At 62.3% G+C, this 14,635-nt stretch carries 17 protein-coding genes; 15 read left to right on the plus strand and 2 right to left on the minus strand.

Translation table 11 applies throughout. The features are described 5' to 3' along the window. The first annotated feature begins 150 nt into the window (after window positions 1–150). The 9 genes from trmD to K728_RS0112395 all read left to right on the plus strand — a co-directional run bounded on the left by trmD (window position 151) and on the right by K728_RS0112395 (window position 5,913). The gene (trmD, locus tag K728_RS0112345) at window positions 151–960 is read left to right on the plus strand and encodes a tRNA (guanosine(37)-N1)-methyltransferase TrmD (protein ID WP_024476907.1); all 810 of its coding nucleotides are present in this window, start codon (window positions 151–153) and stop codon (window positions 958–960) included. A gap of 201 nt (window positions 961–1,161) precedes the next feature. Then, on the plus strand, window positions 1,162–1,521 hold the full coding sequence (gene rplS, locus K728_RS0112350) for a 50S ribosomal protein L19 (RefSeq protein WP_019482917.1): 360 nt from the start codon (window positions 1,162–1,164) through the stop codon (window positions 1,519–1,521). Between the two features lie 21 nt (window positions 1,522–1,542). Beyond that, window positions 1,543–2,217, plus strand: coding sequence for a signal peptidase I (gene lepB, locus K728_RS0112355; RefSeq protein ID WP_024476908.1), 675 nt, complete (start codon window positions 1,543–1,545; stop codon window positions 2,215–2,217). Window positions 2,218–2,232: 15 nt separating this feature from the next. Then, window positions 2,233–3,045, plus strand: coding sequence for a signal peptidase I (gene lepB / locus K728_RS0112360; RefSeq protein ID WP_019482915.1), 813 nt, complete (start codon window positions 2,233–2,235; stop codon window positions 3,043–3,045). Between the two features lie 5 nt (window positions 3,046–3,050). Continuing rightward, a complete protein-coding gene (locus K728_RS0112365) occupies window positions 3,051–3,800 on the plus strand; it encodes a ribonuclease HII (protein WP_024476909.1) in 750 nt (249 codons plus the stop codon). 7 nt (window positions 3,801–3,807) lie between these two features. Continuing rightward, on the plus strand, window positions 3,808–4,134 hold the full coding sequence (locus K728_RS0112370; RefSeq protein WP_019482913.1) for a DUF2469 domain-containing protein: 327 nt from the start codon (window positions 3,808–3,810) through the stop codon (window positions 4,132–4,134). A 457-nt stretch (window positions 4,135–4,591) separates the two neighbouring features. Further along, a complete protein-coding gene (locus K728_RS0112385) occupies window positions 4,592–4,942 on the plus strand; it encodes an ArsR/SmtB family transcription factor (RefSeq protein WP_019482911.1) in 351 nt (116 codons plus the stop codon). Beyond that, window positions 4,939–5,433, plus strand: a complete 495-nt coding sequence (locus K728_RS0112390; protein WP_024476910.1) for an SRPBCC family protein — start codon at window positions 4,939–4,941, stop codon at window positions 5,431–5,433. The genes K728_RS0112385 and K728_RS0112390 overlap by 4 nt, the downstream gene beginning before the upstream one ends. 123 nt (window positions 5,434–5,556) lie before the next feature. Beyond that, the gene (locus K728_RS0112395; RefSeq protein ID WP_024476911.1) at window positions 5,557–5,913 is read left to right on the plus strand and encodes a YraN family protein; all 357 of its coding nucleotides are present in this window, start codon (window positions 5,557–5,559) and stop codon (window positions 5,911–5,913) included. 125 nt (window positions 5,914–6,038) lie between these two features. Here K728_RS0112395 and K728_RS20215 read toward each other — a convergent pair whose 3' ends face one another. After that, window positions 6,039–7,121 carry a hypothetical protein gene (locus K728_RS20215; RefSeq protein WP_024476912.1) on the minus strand — a complete coding sequence of 361 codons (1,083 nt, stop codon included), beginning with the start codon at window positions 7,119–7,121 and terminating at the stop codon, window positions 6,039–6,041. A gap of 284 nt (window positions 7,122–7,405) precedes the next feature. Here K728_RS20215 and K728_RS0112405 point away from each other — a divergent pair, with 284 nt between their 5' ends. The 6 genes from K728_RS0112405 (at window position 7,406) to K728_RS0112430 (ending at window position 13,209) form a co-directional block, all read left to right on the plus strand. Beyond that, on the plus strand, window positions 7,406–7,762 hold the full coding sequence (locus tag K728_RS0112405; protein WP_024476913.1) for a YraN family protein: 357 nt from the start codon (window positions 7,406–7,408) through the stop codon (window positions 7,760–7,762). Further along, window positions 7,762–9,309: a YifB family Mg chelatase-like AAA ATPase gene (locus K728_RS0112410; RefSeq protein ID WP_024476914.1), complete on the plus strand. Its 1,548-nt coding sequence runs from the start codon at window positions 7,762–7,764 to the stop codon at window positions 9,307–9,309. Before K728_RS0112405 ends, K728_RS0112410 begins: the two co-directional genes overlap by 1 nt. After that, window positions 9,306–10,550, plus strand: a complete 1,245-nt coding sequence (gene dprA, locus K728_RS0112415; RefSeq protein ID WP_024476915.1) for a DNA-processing protein DprA — start codon at window positions 9,306–9,308, stop codon at window positions 10,548–10,550. The genes K728_RS0112410 and dprA overlap by 4 nt, the downstream gene beginning before the upstream one ends. Before the next feature lie 420 nt (window positions 10,551–10,970). Beyond that, a complete protein-coding gene (locus K728_RS23265) occupies window positions 10,971–11,357 on the plus strand; it encodes a methylated-DNA--[protein]-cysteine S-methyltransferase (RefSeq protein ID WP_084442890.1) in 387 nt (128 codons plus the stop codon). 215 nt (window positions 11,358–11,572) lie between these two features. After that, on the plus strand, window positions 11,573–12,493 hold the full coding sequence (locus K728_RS0112425) for a tyrosine recombinase XerC (protein WP_024476917.1): 921 nt from the start codon (window positions 11,573–11,575) through the stop codon (window positions 12,491–12,493). 212 nt (window positions 12,494–12,705) lie between these two features. Continuing rightward, a complete protein-coding gene (locus tag K728_RS0112430) occupies window positions 12,706–13,209 on the plus strand; it encodes a DUF3145 domain-containing protein (protein WP_024476918.1) in 504 nt (167 codons plus the stop codon). Between the two features lie 133 nt (window positions 13,210–13,342). Here K728_RS0112430 and fabF read toward each other — a convergent pair whose 3' ends face one another. After that, window positions 13,343–14,578: a beta-ketoacyl-ACP synthase II gene (gene fabF / locus K728_RS0112435; RefSeq protein ID WP_024476919.1), complete on the minus strand. Its 1,236-nt coding sequence runs from the start codon at window positions 14,576–14,578 to the stop codon at window positions 13,343–13,345. Window positions 14,579–14,635 lie beyond the last annotated feature (57 nt).

A 14,635-nucleotide genomic window follows, 5' to 3' on the forward strand; every position in this document is an offset into this window, starting at 1 on the left:
GCGTCTGACACAGACCCCGCCGACCCTGCGTCTGACACAGACCCCGCCGACCCTGCGTCTGACACAGACCCCGCCGACCCTGCGTCTGACACAGACCCCGCCGCCGCTGACCCCGCCGCCGCCTCTGACGCTGAGGGCAGCGGTCGCTAAGTGCGCATCGACGTCGTCAGTATTTTCCCGGAGTACCTGGCTGCCCTCGATCTGTCGCTGATCGGGAAGGCGAGGCAGGACGGGTTGCTGGATCTTCGGGTTCACGACCTGCGCAGCTTCACCACCGACCGGCACCGTACCGTTGACGACACGCCCTATGGCGGCGGCGCCGGAATGGTGATGAAGCCCGAGCCGTGGGCATTGGCGCTGCAGTCAGTGATAGACGCGTCGCCGGCCGAGGGCCGGCCGGTGCTGATTGTGCCATCGCCTGCAGGAGCGGTCTTTACCCAGCAAATGGCCCACGAACTGGCTGAGGTACCGCACCTTGCTTTCGCCTGCGGCAGGTATGAGGGGATCGACGAACGGGTGCTCGAGTGGGCCGGTGACCAGTTCGATGTTCGGCCGGTCAGCCTCGGCGACTACGTCCTTAACGGGGGAGAAGTCGCAGTGTTGGCGATGGTGGAGGCCGTCGGTAGGTTGCTGCCCGGAGTGGTGGGTAATCCCGAGTCACTGGTTGAAGAGTCCCACTCCGACGGGCTGCTGGAATACCCGGTTTACACCAAGCCCTCCGACTGGCGCGGCCGCGGTATTCCCGAGGTGCTGCTCAGTGGCAACCACGCGCGGATCGCCCAGTTCAGGCGGGACGAACAGTTCCGGCGCACGGCACAGCGTCGGCCGGACCTGCTAGCCGGGTTGCCTGCCGGGACGCTGAGCAAGGCAGACCTGGCCGCATTGGCGCAGCTGGGGTACGTCGTCGTCGACGGGGCGCTGACCCGCCAACCGGAGATCAGCTCCAAAAGCGTTGACTGACCAACCCCATCCATATGGCATAATTGAACTTTGTGTCTACTGGGTTGTTCCCTGCCACAGGGGGAGAACTACCAACAGGCCGACACGCTGGCGGCCAACTCATGGTTTGCCGGTCCAACTAATTTTCCGGCGGACATTGCCTAGGCCTTGACCGCTGTGACTAACGTGAATGACCTGTGGCGTTCACCAGGAGCAATAACCATGCATATTCTTGACGCCGTCGACGCAGCATCACTGCGCACCGACATTCCTGCATTCCGCGCCGGTGACAACCTCAAGGTGCACGTAAACATCATTGAAGGCAAGAACACCCGTGTTCAGATCTTCCAGGGCTTCGTTGTTGGCCGCCAGGGTGATGGCCTCCGCGAAACCTTCACCGTCCGCAAGGTCAGCTTCGGTGTTGGTGTGGAGCGTACCTTCCCGGTTCACTCCCCAGTCCTCGACAAGATCGAGGTTGTCTCACGTGGCGACGTTCGCCGCGCGAAGCTCTACTACATGCGCGATCTTCGCGGCAAGGCTGCCAAGATCAAGGAAAAGCGCGAACCCAAGACTGCCAAGTAACACCAGTTCTTGAACCGCACCATGCCGGGATCAGATCATCCCCGGCATTCTGCGGGAGCACAACCAGAACGCCGGCCCTTCCGGGGCTGGCGTTTTGTGCTGTCAGCACTCCTCATCGCCGTGGTGCTCGCCTCGGTCCTCAGGGCAACGGTGGTGGACATCTACTTCATTCCCTCGGAATCGATGCAGCCGCTCCTGGAAGAAGGAGACCGGGTGCTCGTTTCCCGGCTCGACGGCGAACCGCAGCGCGGCGACGTCGTCGTCTTCGACGGTCGGGGCTCGTTCGATCCCATCAGTGGGGGTGGTCCGGGGGAGCTCCTCGGGACGGTCGGCCACTGGTTAGGGGTCTCCGGCAGCGACACCGTCTACGTGAAGCGGATCCTGGGTGTCGGCGGCGACACCGTGGCGTGTTGCAGTCCGGGCGGGCAGCTGGAAGTGAACGGGAACCCACTTGACGAGCCCTACGTTTTCCCTTCGGACGCACCCAGTGACCAACAGTTCGAGGTTGAGGTCCCACAGGGTAAATTGTGGGTAATGGGTGATCACCGCTCCGATTCGTTTGATTCACGGTCGTTGCTGGGGGCACCCGGTGGGGGACTGGTCTCGACGGAGCGGGTACTGGGCCGAGCAGTGCAGATTGTCTGGCCACCCTCGCGCTCCGGCCCCATTGAACGTTTCACCGACCACCGACCTTAGGTAGATGACCAGCAGATGGCAACAAGCGTCCCAGGCAAGTCCAACGACGACGCTGATGCCCGTTCGGATGCCCCCAGCCCCGATGTGAGCCGCTCGGCGCACCGTGACCGGAGCGGGAAGAAGCAGGCGAACGACGACGGCGCCCGCAGCCTTGGTGGCTGGCTCAAGGAAATCCTGATCATCGTCGGCATTGCCATCCTGCTGTCCTTCCTGATCAAGACCTTCCTGTTCAGGGCCTTCTTCATCCCCTCCGGATCGATGGAGAACACCCTCGAGATCGACGACCGGATCTTCGTCAACCAACTGGTTCCCGCACCCTTTGAACTGCAGCGCGGCGACGTCGTCGTCTTCCAGGACACCGAGGGCTGGCTGCCAGCACCACCGCCCGGCACCGGCCCCGGAGCCAACTGGGTCAAGGACGGCCTGATCTTCGTCGGCCTCCTCCCCGATGACACCCAGCAGCACCTGGTGAAGCGCGTCATCGGCATGGCCGGTGACCGGGTGGTGTGCTGCGACGACGACGGCCGGATCACGGTCAACGGCGAACCCCTCGAAGAGCCCTACCTCTACCCGGGGGCGAGCCCCTCGGATACCGAATTCGACGTGACTGTCCCCGAAGGCAAAATCTGGGTGATGGGTGACCATCGCAACGCCTCGGCCGACTCGCGCGCCAACGCTGACAAGCCCAACTCCGGATTCATCGACGTCGAGGACATTGAAGGTAAAGCTGCAGTAGTTGCCTGGCCCCTGAACCGGATGGGATTCCTCGGCAATTACCCGGAGGTCTTCGACTCAATTCCCGCGCCCGAAGCCGCCACAGCTCCCTGACTGCGATGAAATCTGCTGCCCCCACCCTCCGCTTTGAACGGTCATTCCTGGACTCGGGACACCGTTTGCTGGCCGGATGCGACGAGGTTGGCCGGGGTGCCCTCGCGGGTCCGGTCTCGGTGGGGCTCGTCATGATCGACCTTTCGGCGGTCAAGGGGTTGAGAGGAGTCCGGGACAGCAAGCTGCTGTCCCCAGCGGATCGGGTGAAGCTGGTCCCGAGGATCCAGAAATGGGCGTTGGCCTACGGCGTCGGGCATGCCACCGCGGCCGAGATTGACGACGTCGGGCTGATGCGTGCGCTGCAGCTGGCGGGAAACCGGGCCTGGGAGCAGGTTGTGGTCACTGCACGACCCGATGCTGTGATCCTTGACGGCAACCACGATTGGCTTTCGCCGCGTGAGCAGGCCACTCTCTTCGACGCCGGAACCGTGGGCCCCGGGGCGCTGGACGTTGACGCGGTGGAGGCGGAGATCTTCACCGGATGCGATGTCCCAGTCCACACCCGCATCAAAGCCGATCTGCAATGCCTGAGCGTTGCGGCGGCCAGCGTCCTGGCGAAAGTGGAACGCGACGCCATGATGGTCGCCTATGCCGCTGAGCATCCCCAGTATGGCTGGGAGATCAACAAGGGTTATGCGACGGCGGGCCACCGCGCCGCGATTGATGGTCTGGGTGCCACCGCTTTGCATCGCACCACCTGGCGACTAGGGACCGGGGACAGGATCAGCATGCCCCGAGTGGAAATTGGGGGATGATGGGACGATGAGTGCTGAGGATCTTGAAAACTACGAAACCGACATGGAGCTGCAGCTCTACCGTGAGTACCGCGACGTCGTCGGGCTGTTCAGCTACGTGGTGGAGACTGAACGCCGGTTCTACCTCGCCAACCACGTTGACCTGCAGGCGCGCTCGGCCGACGGCGAGATCTATTTCGACCTCACGCTTCAGGACGCGTGGGTGTGGGACGTCTACCGCACGGCACGGTTCGTCAAGAACGTCAGGGTGATCACCTTCAAGGACGTCAACGTCGAAGAACTGACCAAGTCCGACGACATCGCGCTGCCCAAGGATGGTCCACTCGGGAACTGAAGTCTCCCTGAGGTAGGCTCTGGGTAATTTCGGCACACCGCCGGATGGTATCTACAGCTTCCTGCTTCCCTCAGGGTGGGAAGCGGTCGCCGTCGAACCTCTGGACCTGCCCACCTACGGGGTGGAACCCAGCGCATCGGCCTACGTCATTTCGGATGCCTCAGGTCAGCAGATCGCCCGCTTCGACGCCGGAGTTCCAGGCGACGGCGCCGCCCTTCCAGCCCGGACCATCTGGTCCTCGACTCGGACCTGCTCCCCCAAATAGAGGCAAAGTCCAATCTCCCGGTGCACTTGGTCTTCGAATCGCTTCCCGACTATGAGAATGGTGGACGGCTGTATCAGGCGCAACTTCAAGACGCCCAGCTGAAAGCGATGCTCCTGTCATTCACAGTGAATCCTGCCTGACCATTCCTGACCCCCTTGACGGAAAGCTTCGCATTCACTAACGTACAACCACATGGTTGTGGATGAGTTGACTGACGTTGAGGTGGACCGCCTGTTCCAGGCGTTTGCTGACACCACCCGACGGGACATTCTCGTCCGAGCACTGGTCAGTGATTATTCAGTGTCCGGTTTGGCTGCCCACTACGCCATGAGTTTCGCCGCAGTGCAAAAGCATGTGGCCGTTCTTGAGCGCGCCAATCTTGTGACCAAGGAGAAGCGCGGAAGGGAGCAGATTGTGCGGGTTCATCTCGATGCGTTGAGAAGGGCGCGGCGGCTGCTCGAGGAGTACGAAGCGATCTGGCGGCAACGCGTCGACCGGATTTCCGACATCCTGGCCGAGGAAGAAGGGGCATCACCAACATGACAGTTATCAGTACACACAAGGACACCGAGGCTTTAACCCTCACGATCGTTGCCGAGTTTAGCGCCAGTGTTGAGCGGCTCTGGCAGGTCTGGGAGGATCCGCGTCAGCTCGAACGCTGGTGGGGCCCGCCGACCTACCCGGCGACGTTCGACAGCCATGATTTCGTTCCGGGCGGGAAAGCCAGTTACTACATGACCGGTCCGGAGGGGGACAAGAGCCGCGGGTGGTGGGAATTCACTGCCATCAACGCGCCCACCCATCTGGAGTTCGACGACGGTTTCGCCGATGAGAACGGGGATCCGATGGACGAAATGGGAACCACGCACGGCGTGGTCACTCTCGAAGCCATTGACAGCGGAACGCGTATGACGACCGTGTCGAGCTTCGAAAGTCTGGAGCAGCTGGAGAAGATGATCGCCATGGGCATGGAAGAAGGCATCAAGCAGGCGATGGGACAAATCGACGCCGTTCTTGAACGAACCGCGGTCTAGCTCGGGCTGTCACTCAGCGGCACCGTCCTGCACAGGGCGGGTGCCGCTGACTTTTCGCACATAGCTGGAGTAACCCGACACCTCCGGTACCGGCTGTAACAGGCTGGTACCGGAGGTGTTGTGATGAAGGCGAAGGACCGACTGGGACGCAGGGGAGAGGCGCTGGCGGCGTCGTATCTCGAAACCGCAGGGCTGGACCTGGTGGACCACAACTGGCGCTTTGGACTGGGTGAGACTGACCTGGTCGCGATCGACGGATCAACGCTGGTGGTGATCGAGATGAAGACTTGCTCGTCACTGGATTTCGGTGATCCGATGGAGGGGATTAGCGCCACCAAGCTTCACCGGCTCTATTTACTTGGTGCGAGGTGGGCGCAGGCTCATGAGCTGCGCTTTTCGGAGATCCGAGTGGATGCGGTCGCCGTGCTCGACGACGGCACCGGCGAACCCCAGATCGACTATCTCCGGGCGGTCAGCTGATGCCGCCGGGACGCACCTACGCGGTGTCGCTCGTCGGGCCGAACAGCCACATCATCTCGGTGGAACCCGACATTGTCAGGTTGCCTCTTGTGGGCTCGTGGCAAGATGCTGACCACGCCGGTGGTTTATCGGGCGGAATTGCTGCTTCCGTCCGTGACGCGAGAAGGCTCCGGAAGGAGACGGGCTTTATCGTCGGTACTTACGGTTCTCCCTGTCTTCTGGCGCTTGTTTAGCCTGCGCATCCTGTCGGTCTCGAGTGCCCAAAAAGTGGCAAACAATCCGATTTCCCACCACTCAAGTAGGATCACCTCGCGGCCCGGCGCGAAGCGCTGAGCTACAAGTACTGGAACAAAGGCACCAAAAGTCATAAGGACGGCGATGACCAGGTACCCCTGTCGCGCAGACTCACGGAGGGCGCTGAACTTGAAGAAAGGCCAGGTATTGGTAAGAACGGCCACAAATAGCGAACTTATCAAGAATATTGCCGCAAGATCATGAATCGTGAGGGGAATGCCCCACTGGGTGAGTCCATCCATGGTTACGTCACCTGCAGGGAAGTACAGCTGTTGGCTTGCTAGGGCCAGAAACCCGATCAGGACTGCCATGGTTGCAACAAGGAAAAAGCGGGTGAGCTTATGCAGCCAGTCACGGTCGACTTCAGCTCGGAAGAGCCTCTGGACGTTCCCCGCTCGCACCTCAAGCAGGAATACCACCAGGACTAGGAACAAGACACATGCAAGTGTGACGCGTAGGAAGAAGATGTACTCGTCTGCCGACGGAGCCAAACCGTCCGGTGTCTCTGATGACTTCAGTTTCTCCATTAGCACCGGAAAATCCGCCGGAACCAGAGCCACATAGACGGCATAGAAACCGGCGCCGTTGAGTGCATAGTCCTCGATCAGACCCACTCCCTGATAAGCGACAAGGCAAACCGCAATCGCGATGAGGGTTCCTACAAAAACGTCCCGGACCCAGCCCCCATAGTAGGCACTAATCGACCTTTCTAAATGGCCCTGCTCAATTGCGGTGGAGACAGTAACGACGAATAGGACCACTGGCAGCAAAACCAGGAGCCAACGAAGGTAGCTATACGTGATGAGGTGGATGTCCCTCGGGGTTTCGCTCTGAATGTTAGGAGGATTCGGCTGGGCTACGACTGGTGAAACCACGTTTTGCTGGCTGCCGTCCTGCACTGATTCGTTAGTCACGACAGGCCCCTTCTCTCGCATTCGCTTGGAAGAGCGTCCCGCCCCCAGCCTGATCTGTCAAGAAACCCCAGTGGTTTTGGTGATCGTCGAAGCCTCAATTTTTTGCGGCCATATCGGGCTCATTTTCGCTGGGCCTACCGCCCGGCGGGTCGCGCCAGATACATCGTCAACTCCACAGTCCCACTCGCCCTGCACAGGGCGGTGCTGCTGACTTTTCGCACATAGCTGGAGTAACCCGACACCTCCGGTACCGGCTGTAACAGGCTGGTACCGGAGGTGTTGTGATGAAGGCGAAGGACCGACTGGGACGCAGGGGAGAGGCGCTGGCGGCGTCGTATCTCGAAACCGCAGGGCTGGACCTGGTGGACCACAACTGGCGCTTTGGACTGGGTGAGACTGACCTGGTCGCGATCGACGGATCAACGCTGGTGGTGATCGAGATGAAGACTTGCTCGTCACTGGATTTCGGTGATCCGATGGAGGGGATTAGCGCCACCAAGCTTCACCGGCTCTATTTACCTGGTGTGAGGTGGGCGCAGGCTCATGAGCTGCGCTTTACAGGGATCCGCGTGGACGCGGTGGCCGTGCTCGACAACGGCACCGGCGAACCCCAAATCGACCATCTCCGGGCGGTCAGCTGATGCCGCTGGGACGCACCTACGCGGTGTCGCTCGTGGGTCTGAACGGCCACATCATCGAAGTGGAGGCAGACATTGGACAAACCCTCCCGGCCTTCGTGATCCTGGGTTTACCCGATGCATCGCTCAACGAAGCGCGTGACCGAATTCGGGCCGCAGCACGCAATGCTGGGCTCCCGTTGAGCCGTCGAAAGATCACCGTCAATTTGATTCCCGCCTCTCTGCACAAGCGCGGTTCAGGCTTCGACCTGGCAATCGTCATGGCGGCCCTTGCAGCTACCGGGGAGGTAAGGCGGTGCGGCAACACCGTCTTCATCGCCGAGGTGGGCCTCGACGGCAGGCTTCGGCCGATCAGCGGCGTGCTGCCCGCGGTAATGGCTGGAGTCAAGGCGGGCCACACCCGGTTTGTGGTGGCTGCCGGCAATCACGGCGAAGCGGCGCTCGTCCCGCAGGCCGAGGTCAAGGGATTTGCGAGCCTCGCCGAAGTCTTTCTGGCGTTCGGCGCAGACCCCACGAAAGTGTCCCTGCCTGACACGCCGACTGATCCCGTGCAGGCGCCCCTGCCGCCGAATCCGGGGAATCGCCAGCCAGCAATCAAAGACATGGCCGACATCGCCGGCCAGCCAGCAGCACGGTTCGCCGTCGAAATCGCCGCCGCCGGGGCCCATCACATGATGATGGTGGGTCCACCCGGGGCCGGCAAGACAATGCTGGTTGAACGAATGCCAGGGATCCTCCCCGACCTCACAGATGAGGAGGCAATGGAGGTGACAGCTATTCATTCCCTCGGTCGGGTGCTTTCCTGTCACGGGCTGCAGCGACGACCTCCGTTTGAGAGCCCGCACCACACGTCGTCAACGGCGTCGATTATCGGAGGCGGTAGCGGTATTCCGCGCCCCGGCGCCGCGTCACGGGCACACCGCGGAGTGCTCTTCCTCGACGAGGCGCCCGAGTATCAACGGGGAGTCCTTGAGGCCTTGCGAGAGCCTTTGGAAAGTGGCGAACTGGTGCTTCACCGGTCGGCAGGGACCGCGTCGTATCCCGCCAGGTTTCAACTGGTGATGGCGCTGAATCCTTGTCCCTGTGGGCTGGCCAGCGGCAAAGGCATCGACTGCGTTTGTACTGCTGAACAGCGGCGGCGATACTTCAACCGCTTGTCCCAACCCCTACTCGACCGGGTGGATCTTCAGCTGGCGGTGGCCCGGGTTTCGCTTGCGGATTACTCCGATGGTGCCCGGGCAGAGTCGTCGGCGGTTGTTGCCGCGCGGGTGGCAGCAGCTCGCGCGGCTCAACGTGAACGGTTGGCGAAGTGGGGGGCAAACACCAACGCTGAAATGCCTTCGTCGGTGCTGAACGAAGGTCTCAAACTCCCGCGGGCGGTCACAGCGCCGGTAGACAAAGCCATGAACAACGAGACACTCACCATGCGGGGACACGATCGGGTTCTGAGGGTGGCGTGGACTCTCGCCGATCTGGGCGGACAGTCCTCGCCTACCACCCACGACGTTGAGGTCGCGCTAAACCTTCGACTGCAGGAGAGTGCTTCATGACCAGTTCTACCAATCCCACGGTCGTCGCCCGGGCAGCCCTATCGCGGCTGTTTGAGCCATCAGACACCGTGGGTCTGGCTTTGACTCTGGCGGCTGGGCCAATCGATGCTCTGCGGATCGCGACCGGCCGGATTTCGGCTGGATCTACGTTGCCGCTGGAGGTCGCCGGGCTACTTGAATCACAGGGGATCAGTATCCGCCCGCAGGCGCTAATCGATGCGCTGGAACGATGGAGGCCGCGGGTCGCGGATCTGGCTCCCGAACGAGACCTTGCAACCCTCGAACGACTGGGTGGGATACTCCTGACCCCGGAAAGTGAAGACTGGCCCAACGCCATCGATGACCTGCAGCTCTCGGCACCCTCCTGTCTCTGGGTCCGCGGAAACTACTCGCGGGGCATACCTGAGCTCAACCGCATGGTGGCAGTGGTGGGGTCACGCGACAGCACAGCCTATGGAACAGCTGTGACAGGCGACCTGGCAGCCGGTCTGGTCACCCGCGGGTACACAGTGGTTTCGGGAGGAGCCTATGGAATCGATGCGCAGGCGCACCGCTCTGCTCTGGCAGCCGCCGATGATGAACGGACGCTGCCGACTATCGGGGTGACCGCGTGCGGCATTGATCGGTATTACCCTGCGGGTAATGAGCAGTTGCTGCGCGAAACAGCACGACGCGGGCTGCTGGTCGCCGAAGTGCCGCCCGGCTCCTCGCCAACCCGGTGGAGATTCCTGCAGCGCAACAGGTTGATCGCAGCCCTGTGCGCGGTGACCGTGGTGGTTGAGGCACGCTGGCGGTCGGGTGCACTGAACACCGCCCACCACGCTGCCGGGCTGGGACGGTCCGTAGGCGCCGTACCCGGGTCGGTGTTCTCAGCCAATTCTGCGGGATGCCATCGACTCCTGCGGGAGGGTAGCGCCATCTGCGTCACCGACGCCGCAGAGATCGCCGAACTGGCTGGCCCCATTGGGAGCGTCATGGTCCCTGAGCCGGACGGGGAGCATGCCGTGCACGATGGTCTCACCGTCGAGGACATCCTGCTGCTTGACGCCCTGCCTGTTCGAGCGAGCACCACCATCGACAAACTGGCCTCGGTGGCCGGATTAAGCATTCGTGACGTTCTGGCAGGACTAAGCCGGTTGGAGCTGAGCACCCTCGCAGAACGAACCGACGACGGCGGGTGGCGTCGCGGCGCCCCTCATCCCGACCACAACCGGCCCCACACCAAACCCAAGAAACAATAAGGAAGGATCACCCCGATGAAGACCCATAAGTTCATCGATACCCCGATAGGCAGACTCCTCCTGGTCGTCGAACGGGGTGCGCTCACAGCGGTCTTTCACGACCTGCATAAGCCACCACCGATCCCATCGGCCGTTGGCCTCCCGTTCGCCAGGATATTGGGCGCGAATACGATACCTGGTCTGAGCAACGGGTCCGGCGCCCCGGGTACCTCAGGCGGCTCAGCGGGCTTGGACACCCTGGGTACCTCAGGCGGCTCAGCGGGCTTGGACACCCCGGCCGGTTCAGGAGGTTCAGCGGGCTCGGACGCCCCGGCCGGTTCAGGAGCAGCGGGCTCGGACACCCCGGCCGGTTCAGGAGGTTTAGTGGGCTCCGGCGGACATACCTCTGTTGCCGGCGGGTCCGGCGTTGTGGAGGAGCGCATGAGTGCAGCCAGCCTGAAGGCGGATACCGCCACCTTCAACCGCGCGAGCGACCAGTTCCGCGCCTACTTCGCGGGAAGCCGACGCGCCTTCAGCCTCCCTGTCCACGCCAACGGCACTGACTTCCAGCAGAAGGTCTGGGCTGCGGCCCTGGCTATCCCGTACGGGGAGACTCGCAGCTATCGGGAACTTGCCGCGCAGCTCGGGAACCCTTTAATGGGTCGGGCGATCGGCGCTGCCATCCGGGTCAACCCGCTGTCGATCATCATTCCCGGGCACCGCGTGGTCAGGTCCACCGGCGGTATCACAGGATACTCGGCCGGACCGGAGGTCAAACGCTTCCTACTCGAGCTTGAGGCAGGTGATGCAATCCGTCCCGCCGCCTGAGGTCGGGCAGGGCCTGTGGTCGGGCAGGGCCTGTGGTCGGGCTGCCGCCTGTGATCTGCCCGTTGCCAGTGATCTGCCCGTTGCCTGAGGTCGGGCAGGGCCTGCGACCCGGCTTCTACCCCTGGGAACTGGTTCAACCCGCGATCTGGCGACAGAAGGCCGGTAGACCGGAGCGCCTGCTTGAGGATGGACGCCGCAGGGCCCACAGTGAATAGATGCAGCAATTGCCTGAGCCCTTCCAGAGTATCGTCGCTCGGTACCAGGGCTATCTCAGCGCCGAACGGAATCGGTCTGTTCACACCGTGCGTGCCTACCTGACTGATATCGGAGGGCTGCTCCGCTTCGCTCAGGATTCCGGTGTCACACGACTGGATGAGCTGACTCTGGCTGATCTTCGGTCCTGGCTTGGTTCGATGGATGCGCAGGGCCAGGCGCGGTCGACGATTGCCCGGCGCGCTGCCACCGTTCGCAGTTTCCTCGCATGGGCGGTGCGCGAGGAACTGATCGAGGCAAACCCTGCGCTTCGACTACGCGCACCCAAACGGGAAAAAACATTGCCCGGGGTCCTATCCTCGAAACAGCTGGACGTGATCTTTGAATCCCTGCGCGCCGCATCATCCGAGGGCGACCCGATTGCCTTGAGGGACACAGCCCTCGTAGAGGTGCTTTACGGCACCGGTATCCGGGTGGGGGAGTTAGTCGGGTTGGACATTGACCACCTCGACGTAGATCGCCGGACCCTGCGCGTGGTCGGTAAAGGCAACAAGGAACGAACCGTTCCGTACGGGGTGCCTGCTGCACACGCCCTCGACGATTGGCTCCGTCGCGGCCGTCCGAAACTGGTTACCGCGGCCAGCGGCTACGCGCTGTTCCTGGGTCGACGTGGGGGCCGAATGGATCAACGCCAGGCACGGTCGACAGTCGAAAGGCTGTTCGCTGGCGTCGAAGGCACTTCGGCGACAGGACCGCACGCCTTGCGGCACAGCACTGCGACCCATCTGCTGGACGGCGGCGCAGATCTGAGGGCGGTCCAGGAAATCCTCGGACATTCGAGTCTTGCCACCACCCAGATTTATACCCACGTCTCGGTGGATCGTCTCCGTAGGAGCTATGAGCAGGCCCACCCCCGCGCCTGACGCCACACCTGGTGGATGGCAAAGACCGACGTTGGGCGAAAGACAAGTAGCCCGAATGGCAATGTGAGTAGCACCAACGTAGTTACAGTGGCGCAATTAGACTATGTAAGGCAGAATGAACCCTAGTCTGCCGTGTCGGCGGACACAGACAGATATTTTCGTTCCCGTTGCAGGTCGTTGGGGAAGACGTACCTACAGCTATGGAGGATGGAATGTCTGGTATTACGGCGCGCGGAGTGTTGTATATTCACTCAGCCCCTTCCGCGCTATGCCCACATATCGAGTGGGCCATCGGTTCTGTGATTGATCAGCGAACCGATCTAAAGTGGACCCCTCAACCTGCCTCGCCCGGCATGTTCCGTGCCGAGTTGTCTTGGGTGGGCCCGCAGGGTTCCGGTGCGCAGCTGGCATCGGCTCTTCGCGGATGGGCCCATCTTCGGTACGAGGTCACCGAGGAACAGAGCGCTGGCGCTGATGGCGGACGGTGGTCACACACACCGGAACTGGGGATCTTCCACGCCGCCACTGACGTTCACGGCAACATCATGGTGACCGAGGACCGCATCCGGTATGCCTACGAAACGGGCGCCGGCGACCCCGCTGCCGTCTACCACGAGCTTTCCCTCGCCCTCGGCGAGTCCTGGGATGAAGAACTTGAACCCTTCCGGCACGCGGCGGAAGGCGCACCGGTCAGGTGGCTTCACCAGGTCGGCTAACAAACCACCGCTGCCTTACGGACACTCCCCGTCCCCGAGCTCAACCTCTTCCAGGAACAGTCAAAGGCGCCGTCTCCTGAGGGGCGGCGCCTTTGACTTTCGCTGGGTCGCTGGGGGCGAACCCGCTGACTTACTAGACGCTGCGAACAACTATCACAGCGTTGTGTCCGCCAAAGCCGAACGAGTTGCTCAGCGCCACCAGATCACCAGCAGGAAGCGTGCGCTCGGTGGTGACGATGTCCAGCGGAATTTCAGGATCCTGGTTCTCCAGGTTGATCGTGACAGGCATCTTGCGATCATAGACAGCGAGGACCGTCATCACCGCTTCAACGGCACCTGAAGCGCCGAGCAAGTGGCCGGTCTGCGACTTGGTTGCTGACACCGCCACATTGTCGATGTGTGAACCCAGGGCTGTCTTCAGAGCCACGTATTCGGGTTTGTCACCAACGGGAGTGGATGTTGCGTGTGCGTTCACATGCGAAATATCCGATGGCTGCACCCGTGCGTCGAACATGGCGGCCTTCAACGCCCGCGTAGCGCCCAATCCGCCGGGATCGGGAGCAGTGATGTGGTAGGCATCGGCGGTGACCGATGTGCCAGCGAGTTCGCCGTAGATCCGGGCTCCGCGAGCCAGAGCATGTTCCTCAGCCTCGATGAGGAGGGCCCCAGCACCTTCACCCATGACGAATCCATCTCGCCCGGTGTCGTAGGGGCGTGACGCATGCTCGGGATCGTCGTTGCGACGCGAAAGCGCGTGCATCGACGCGAACGCGGCAATTGGCATGGGGTGGATAGCAGCTTCGGCGCCGCCACACATGACGACGTCGGCCTTCCCGGAGCGAATCAGCTCAAGCCCCTGGTGGAGTGCTTCGGTGCCCGATGCACACGCGGAGACCGGCGTGTGGGCACCCGCGCGGGCACCCAGATCCAAGCTGACGGCCGCTGCAGGCCCATTGGGCATCAGCATGGGCACCGTCATGGGCAGCACCCGACGTGGGCCCTTGGCGCGGAGGGTGTCCCACGCATCCAGCAGGGTCCACACCCCGCCGATACCGGTTGCGAAGGCTACCGCAAACCGGTCATGATCAATTTCTTCAAGCCCGGAATCCCGCCAGGCTTCGCGGGCTGCGATGACCGCGAACTGGGTGGACGGATCCATGCGCTTGGCTTCGACTCGCGAGAGGACCTCGCTGGCAGGGGTGGTGATCTGCGCCGCGAAGGTCACAGGCAGCTCGTACTCCTGGACCCAGTCGGCTTCGATGGTTCGAGCACCGGAAACACCTTTGAGGGCGTTCTGCCACATGGTGGGAACGTCGCCGCCGATGGGCGTCGTCGCGCCTAGGCCAGTGATCACTACTTTGCGTGCCATGGTTCACTCTCTAAAACGTGGGGGTGTTGCGATGGAACGTGCTGGTGGGCGTCTTCC

The organism is Arthrobacter sp. CAL618 (assembly GCF_000468215.1).
Lineage (GTDB): Bacteria > Actinomycetota > Actinomycetes > Actinomycetales > Micrococcaceae > Arthrobacter_D.